We start from the raw sequence: 7,748 nt of genomic DNA on the forward strand, positions 1-7,748 counted from the left end.
AGGCCGTGGCCGCCGCCCGTGAGGCGGTCCGCCGGGCGCGTGCCCGCCGAGCGGCCGGGGAACGTCCTCCGCGCCGGGCCGCGGCGCGCGAGCCGGTGGCGTCCGAGCCGGTGGCGTCCGGGCTCGTGGCGTCCGAGCCGGTGCGGGAGCCGCCCGTGCCGAACCCGGTTCCCGAGCCGGGGCTTTCGCGGCGCGCACGGCTGTCGGAGGCCGTACGGGAGCGGCTGCCGCTGTGGGTGCGGACACGGTGCGGTGTGGAGCCGCGCGCACTGGCCGCGCTCGCCCTGGTGCTGGTCGTGGCCCTGGGCTTCGCCGCGCACCACTTCTGGACCGGCCGCCCTCAGACCGTCCGGGCGCCCGAGGTGGAGTCGGCGGCGTCCCGTCCGCGTCCGGCCCCCTCGCCTCCCCCGTCCGCCGCGTCGGCTCCCGGCGGACGGCAGCTCCTGGTGGACGTGACGGGCAAGGTCCGCAGGCCGGGGGTGCACCGGCTGCCCGCGGGGGCCCGTGTCGCCGACGCGCTGCGGGCCGCGGGCGGCGTCCGGCCGGGGACGGACATCGAGGGACTCAACCGCGCCCGTCCGGTGATCGACGGAGAGCAGATCGTCGTCGGAGAGCCGGCCGCCGCGGCCGTCGTGCCCGCCGTACCCGCCGAGCCCGGCTCTCCGGCCGGGGGCGGGGCGCCGGCGGGCGTGCCGGTCAGCCTCAACTCCGCCACGGTCGACCAGCTCGACGCGCTGCCGGGCATCGGTCCCGTCATGGCCCGGCGCATCATCGACTACCGGACCGAGCACGGCGGCTTCACCTCCGTCGAACAGCTCCGCGACATCGACGGCATCGGCGAACGCCGCTTCGCCGACCTGCGGCCACTGGTCGGACCGTGACCGTCCGGGGAACCGCCCGGGCGGCGGTGCACGCCGCGGCCGGGCACCGTCTGGGCGCGGCCGAACCACGCCAGGAGGGCCCCGCCGACCTCCGACTGACCCCGCCCGCGCTGGCCGCGTGGGGCGCGGCGGCCCTGGCCCTGGGGGTTCCGGGCCGTACGGCGGTCGTCGGCGCGGTCGTCTGCTGCCTGGCGGCGGCGGTGTGCCTGCTCCTGGCACGGGGCCGGGGCGGCGGGTACCCGGCCGCCGCCCTGGCGCTGGTGTGCGCCGCGGCGGGCGGCGGAGTGGCCGCGGCGCACGCGGCCGACGTGCACCGCGGTCCGCTGTCCGAGCCGGCCCGGCGGCACGCCCACGTCACCGCCGAGGTGACCGTCACCGGTGATCCGCGCGTGGTGCGGCCTCGCGTCCACGGGTCCGAGCAGTTGCCGGGGATGGTGATGCTGCGGGCCGAGGCCGTCCGCGTCACCGCCTCGGACGGCACGGTGACCGACACCCGGTCGCCGGTGCTCCTCATGGTGCGGCGGGACGGCACGGGCGGACAGCGGACGGGGGCCGAGGCCCGGTCGCCGTCGTCGTGGCTCGACCTGCTGCCCAGCACCCGGCTGCGGGTCCGGGCCCGGCTCCTGCCACCGCGGGAGGAGGCGGGCGGCCGGGACGTCGCCGCCGTGCTGCGGGTGCGGGGCGAGGGGCCGCCCACGGTGACCGGTGAGCCGACCGCCGCCCAGCGCACCGCCGGGGACCTGCGGGCCGGGTTGCGGGAGGCCGCCGACGGGCTGCCGCCCGACGCGCGGGCGCTGCTGCCCGCGCTGGTGGTCGGCGACACCTCGCGCATCCCGCCCGACCTCGACGCGGCCTTCCGCGCGGCCGACATGCTCCACCTGCTGGCGGTGAGCGGGGCCAACCTCGCGATCCTGCTGGTGCTGCTCGTCGGACCACCGGGGACGGCCTCCCGCGCCGAACGCGGCGGAGTGGCGCCCCGGTTGGGGATGTCGCTGCGCACCACCGCGGTCACCGGCGCGCTGCTCACCCTGGCCTTCGTGGTGGTCTGCCGTCCGGAGCCCAGTGTGCTCAGGGCGGCGGCCTGCGGACTGATCACCATCGTGGCGATCGCCACCGGGCGACGGCGTTCCCTGCTGCCCGCGCTGGCCGCCGCCGTCCTGCTGCTCGTCCTGTACGACCCCTGGCTCGCCCGCGACTTCGGCTTCCTCCTCTCGGTCCTGGCCACCGGCTCGCTGCTCACCCTCGCGCCGCGCTGGAGCGCGTCCCTGCGCCGTCGGGGGGTGCCCGGGCGGCTCGCCGAGGCCCTGGCCGCGGCAGCGGCCGCGCAGGCGGTGTGCGCGCCCGTGGTCGCGGTCCTGGCCGCCCACGTCAGCCTGGTGGCGATCCCGTGCAACCTGCTGGCCGAGTTCCTGGTGGCGCCCGCCACCGTGCTCGGCTTCGCCGCCTTGGCGGCGGCGCCGCTCGCACCGCCCCTGGCCGAGGCACTGGCCTGGGCGGCGGGCTGGCCCACCGGCGCCATCGCCGCCATCGCCCGGGCGGGCGCTTCCCTGCCCGGCGCCGAGATCGACTGGCCGGGCACCTGGGCCGGGGCCCTGCTGCTGGCCGCGCTGACCGTGGTGGTGGTCCTGGCCGCCCGGCGGCTGCCGGGTCACCCGTGGCTCTGTGCCGCCTGCGCCGTGCTGCTCGTCCTGGCGGTCCTGCGGCCCGCTCCGCTGATCCGCCCCTTTACCGGCTGGCCGCCGCCGGACTGGCGGCTCGCCGTCTGCGACGTCGGGCAGGGGGACGCGCTGGCGCTGGCGGCCGGTGAGGGGGCGGCCGTCGTGGTCGACACCGGTCCCGAGCCCGAGGCGGTGGACCGCTGTCTGCGCGCCCTCGGGGTCACGGCCGTCCCGCTGCTGGTGCTCACCCACTTCCACGCCGACCACGTCGCGGGGCTGTCCGGGGTCCTGCGCGGGCGGGCGGTCGGGGCGATCCAGACCACCCCCCTGGGCGAGCCCTCCGGGCAGGCGGCGGCCGTACGGCACACGGCCGCCCGGGCGGGAGTGCCGGTGGTCCGGGCGGGGCCGGGGGAGCGGCGTCGGATCGGCGACCTGTCCTGGGAGGTGCTGTGGCCCCGGGCGCCCGCTCCGCCCGGACCGCCCTCCCCGTCGGGCGAGGACGCCAACGACGCCAGCGTGACCCTCCTCGTCCGCGCCGCCGACCTGACCGTCTTCCTCCCCGGCGACCTCGAACCCCCGGCACAGCAGGAGCTGTTGACGGCGCGTCCCGACCTGCCGCGGGTGGACGTCCTCAAGGTCGCCCACCACGGTTCGGCCTACCAGGACCCGGCGTTGCTGGAGCGGCTGGACCCCCGGATCGCCCTCGTGTCGGCGGGAGAGGAGAACCCCTACGGGCATCCGGCGCCGCGCACCCTCGCCGCCCTGCGCGCGGCCGGAGCCGTCGTGCTGCGCACCGACGTCCACGGCTCACTGGCCGTCACCTCCGGTGGGACGGTGGTCGGTTCCGCGGGACGGCGCGGGACGGCGCGACGGCTCCGGCCGCGGGCGCGGGACGCTCCGGGCGGTGCCGCCGCCCACGCGGTCGGGGAACCCGGAGCCGGGCCGGGAAGCCCCGGGGGACGAGCCGCGCGCCCGAGCGTGTCGGCTCCCGGCCCACCGGCTCGTTCTCCCCGCGCCAGGCCGGCGCCCTCTCCGGCCGCGACCGGAGGAAGACCCGTCCCGGGTGGGCGCGGGGGTCCCGGCCCGCCCTACGCCGCGCCCACCGCCTACTCGGTCTCCAGCCAGCCGTCGTACTCGGCGGCGAGGGCGTCCAGTTCGGCCCGGTCGTACGCGTCCGCGGGGCCGTCGAGGACGACCAGCCACTGGGCGTCCTCCGCGTCGTCCTCGCCCGCCAGCGCCTCGCGGATCGGCCGCGGCTCCTCGGGCAGGCCGAGCCGCTCGGCGACCTCCTCGGCCACCTCCTCGGCGGCATCGCGGTCGGGCAGCACCAGGATGTGTCGAACGTCGCTCACCGGACCATTCTGCGGCAGGGCTCCGACCGCCCACGGGGGCGGTGGGTGTCGGCGGCTCGTGGGATGCTGGTCGGCGATGGCCACCAGAACCAGGAAGTCCCCGACCGACGACCCGCTCGCTCCCGTCACGCTCGCGGTGGGCCAGGAGGACCTGCTGCTCGACCGCGCCGTGCGGCAGGTGATCGACGCCGCCAAGGCCGCCGACGCGGACACCGACGTGCGCGAACTCGCCTCCGCCGACCTGCGGCCGGGCACGCTCGCCGAGCTGACCAGCCCGTCCCTGTTCGCCGAGCGGAAGGTCGTGGTCGTCCGCGACGCGCAGGACCTCGCCGCGGACACCGTCAAGGACGTCAAGGAGTACCTGAAGGCACCGGCCGAGGAGATCACCCTGGTGCTGGTGCACGCGGGCGGCGCCAAGGGCAAGGGCCTGCTGGACGCCGCGCGCAAGGCGGGCGCCCGCGAGGTGGCCTGCCCGAAGATGACCAAGCCCGCCGACCGACAGGCGTTCGTCCGGAGCGAGTTCCGCACCGCGGGGCGCTCCGCCACCCCCGAGGCGTGCCAGGCCCTGGTCGACGCGCTCGGCAGCGACCTGCGCGAGTTGGCCAGTGCCTGCTCCCAGCTCATGGCCGACGTCGAGGGCACCATCGACGAGGCCGTCGTCGCCCGCTACTACAGCGGCCGTGCCGAGGCGTCCAGCTTCACCATCGCCGACCGCGCGGTGGAGGGCCGGCTGCCCGAGGCGCTGGAGGCGCTGCGCTGGTCCCTGGCCACGGGGGTCGCTCCGGTGCTGGTCACCAGTGCCCTGGCCCAGGGAGTGCGGGGGATCGGCAGGCTGCTGTCGGCCCCGCGCGGGATGCGTCCGGGGGACCTGGCCCGGGAGTTGGGCATGCCGCCGTGGAAGATCGACCGGGTCCGTCAGCAGATGCGCGGTTGGTCGGCGGACGGGGTGGCCGTGGCGCTGCGGGCGGTGGCGGAGGCCGACGCGGCGGTGAAGGGCGGCGGGGACGACCCGGAGTACGCCTTGGAGAAGGCCGTCATGGCCGTCGCCCGCGCGGCGCGCTCCCGCTGAGCCGCCGAGGCGGTCGCATCCCCGGGCTTCGCCGGCTCCCCGGCGTCGAGACTTCCCCGCGTCGAGACTCCCCGGTGTCGAGGACTTCCCCGGCATCGGGAACGTTCCCGCCCGGAGGTTCGCGGCGACCGCTTCCCGCACCGTCTCCCCGGACGCGGCGCGGCGCGCGGGCGCGGGCAGCGCAAAGGCCCCGTGCGCGCTCTGGGGAGGAACGCGTACGGGGCCACTGGCTCTTGATCGGTCGGGGTGGCCCGTGCCGTACGTCCCGTACGTCCGTGCCACCACCGCTGCGCCACACCCGCGTGGCGAACGCAGGCCGCGTGCGGCGCGGTGGTGCCGTTGCGGAGCGGTGAGAGGGTCCGCTGTGGCCCGCTCCGGCACCGAGGGTCGCGCCGAGAGGGCGACCCGAGGGGGATCAGCCCTGGAGAGCGGAGACCTTGCGAGCGATCGCCGACTTCTTGTTGGCGGCCTGGTTCTTGTGGATCACGCCCTTGCTGACGGCCTTGTCGAGCTTCTTGGCGGCCAGACGCGCGGCCGCGGTGGCCTTCTCGACGTCACCGGCCTCGATCGCCTCACGGGTGCGGCGGATCGCGGTCTTCAGCTCGGACTTGACCGCCTTGTTGCGCAGGCGGGCCTTCTCGTTGGTCTTGATCCGCTTGATCTGGGACTTGATGTTCGCCACGAAAGAGCCTTCTCGGGTGTGATGAGGTGTGTTTCCGTGTCCCCGTCGCCCTCTTCGGCCCCCGCGCTTCCGTCGCGACGGGCCCCTGGAGGAGGGCAAGAGACACAGTGGGTCAGGTTACCAGCAGGCCCGATGGCCTCCCAAACCGGACCGAGTGCGCCGCTCATGGGACCATGGGGGGTGACGTATCGAACCCGAGCCATGACCCGACAGGACCCTGCGTGCCCGCGACCCCTTCGAACGTGCCGGAGCCGAGCCGTACCGACCCGGCGCTGATCCGCAACTTCTGCATCATCGCGCACATCGACCACGGCAAGTCGACCCTCGCCGACCGGATGCTCCAGCTCACCGGTGTCGTCGAGCAGCGCCAGATGCGCGCCCAGTACCTCGACCGCATGGACATCGAGCGCGAGCGCGGCATCACGATCAAGTCCCAGGCGGTCCGTCTCCCATGGGCGCCCACCGAGGGCGAGGCCAAGGGGACGACCCACATCCTCAACATGATCGACACGCCGGGGCACGTCGACTTCACCTACGAGGTCTCCCGCTCCCTCGCCGCCTGTGAGGGCTGCATCCTCCTGGTCGACGCCGCCCAGGGCATCGAGGCCCAGACCCTCGCCAACCTCTACCTGGCGATGGAGCACGACCTCACGATCATCCCGGTCCTCAACAAGATCGACCTGCCGGCCGCCCAGCCGGAGAAGTTCGCCGCCGAGCTGGCGCACCTCATCGGCTGCGACCCGTCGGAGGTCCTGAAGGTCTCCGCCAAGACCGGCGAGGGCGTCGAGGCGCTGCTGGACGAGGTCGTCCGGCAGGTCCCGGCGCCGGTCGGCGAGGCCGACGCCCCCGCCCGCGCGATGATCTTCGACTCGGTCTACGACGCCTACCGCGGCGTGGTGACGTACGTGAAGGTCGTCGACGGCAAGCTCTCCAAGCGCGAGCGCATCAAGATGATGTCGACCGGCGCCACCCACGAGCTGCTGGAGATCGGCACCAACAGCCCGGAGATGCTGCCCGCCGACGGCCTGGGCGTGGGCGAGGTCGGCTACCTGATCACCGGTGTGAAGGACGTCCGCCAGTCCAAGGTCGGCGACACCATCACCCAGTTCGCCAAGGGCGCCACCGAGCCGCTGGGCGGCTACAAGGACCCCAAGCCGATGGTGTACTCCGGGCTGTACCCGCTGGACGGCTCGGACTACCCGGAGCTGCGCGACGCCCTGGACAAGCTCCAGCTCAACGACGCCGCGCTGGTCTACGAGCCGGAGACGTCCGCCGCGCTCGGCTTCGGCTTCCGCGTCGGCTTCCTGGGCCTGCTGCACCTGGAGGTGATCCGCGAGCGCCTGGAGCGCGAGTTCGGGCTCGACCTGATCGCCACCGCGCCCAACGTGATCTACCGGGTGGACATGGAGGACGGCAGCGAGCACATCGTCACCAACCCCAGCGAGTACCCCACCGGCAAGGTCGCCCAGGTGCACGAGCCGGTGGTCCGGGCGACGATCCTGACGCCCAACGACTTCGTCGGCGCGGTGATGGAGCTGTGCCAGTCCCGGCGCGGCAACCTCCAGGGCATGGACTACCTCTCCGAGGACCGCGTCGAGCTGCGCTACACCCTCCCGCTGGCCGAGATCGTCTTCGACTTCTTCGACGCGCTGAAGTCCAAGACCCGCGGCTACGCCTCGCTCGACTACGAGCCCACCGGCGAGCAGACCGCCGATCTGGTGAAGGTCGACATCCTGCTGCACGGCGACAAGGTGGACGCCTTCTCCGCGATCGTCCACAAGGACAAGGCGTACGCCTACGGCGTCAAGATGGCCTCCAAGCTGCGCGAGCTCATCCCCCGGCAGCAGTTCGAGGTGCCCATCCAGGCCGCCATCGGCTCGCGCGTCATCGCCCGCGAGACCGTTCGGGCCATCCGCAAGGACGTGCTCGCCAAGTGCTACGGCGGTGACATCTCCCGCAAGAGGAAGCTGCTGGAGAAGCAGAAGGAGGGCAAGAAGCGCATGAAGATGGTGGGCCGGGTGGAGGTCCCGCAGGAGGCCTTCATCGCCGCGCTCTCCTCCGACTCCGACGGCGGCGCCGGGGACAAGGGGAAGAAGTAGCGGGAGC

4 protein-coding genes and 2 pseudogenes are annotated in these 7,748 nt (G+C 74.8%); 4 read left to right on the top strand and 2 right to left on the bottom strand.

Features of this window, described 5'->3' with window-relative positions:
• Positions 1-155: 155 nt before the first annotated feature.
• Entirely contained in the window at positions 156-881 is a 726-nt protein-coding gene (locus tag ABD335_RS12550; protein WP_425583620.1) for a ComEA family DNA-binding protein, read from the top strand.
• A pseudogene (locus ABD335_RS30775) lies at positions 878-3,394 on the top strand (ComEC/Rec2 family competence protein); the annotation flags it as partial. The gene ABD335_RS12550 and the pseudogene ABD335_RS30775, both read left to right, overlap by 4 nt.
• A 251-nt stretch (positions 3,395-3,645) precedes the next feature.
• Here the strand turns inward: ABD335_RS30775 and ABD335_RS12560 are convergent.
• Positions 3,646-3,891 (bottom strand): hypothetical protein, encoded by a 246-nt coding sequence (locus ABD335_RS12560; RefSeq protein ID WP_344323003.1) that lies wholly within the window; start codon positions 3,889-3,891, stop codon positions 3,646-3,648.
• A 139-nt stretch (positions 3,892-4,030) separates the two neighbouring features.
• Between ABD335_RS12560 and holA the strand changes: the two are divergent.
• Positions 4,031-4,960, top strand: a pseudogene (gene holA, locus ABD335_RS12565) (DNA polymerase III subunit delta); the annotation flags it as partial.
• Positions 4,961-5,375: 415 nt separating this feature from the next.
• Here the strand turns inward: holA and rpsT are convergent.
• Positions 5,376-5,642, bottom strand: a complete 267-nt coding sequence (gene rpsT, locus ABD335_RS12570) for a 30S ribosomal protein S20 (RefSeq protein ID WP_344322355.1) — start codon at positions 5,640-5,642, stop codon at positions 5,376-5,378.
• A gap of 221 nt (positions 5,643-5,863) precedes the next feature.
• On the opposite strand from rpsT, the gene lepA reads away from it, so the two are divergent.
• A complete protein-coding gene (gene lepA / locus ABD335_RS12575) occupies positions 5,864-7,741 on the top strand; it encodes a translation elongation factor 4 (RefSeq protein WP_344322356.1) in 1,878 nt (625 codons plus the stop codon).
• Positions 7,742-7,748 lie beyond the last annotated feature (7 nt).

The organism is Streptomyces macrosporus, assembly GCF_039533145.1.
Taxonomy (GTDB): Bacteria; Actinomycetota; Actinomycetes; order Streptomycetales; family Streptomycetaceae; genus Streptomyces; species Streptomyces macrosporus.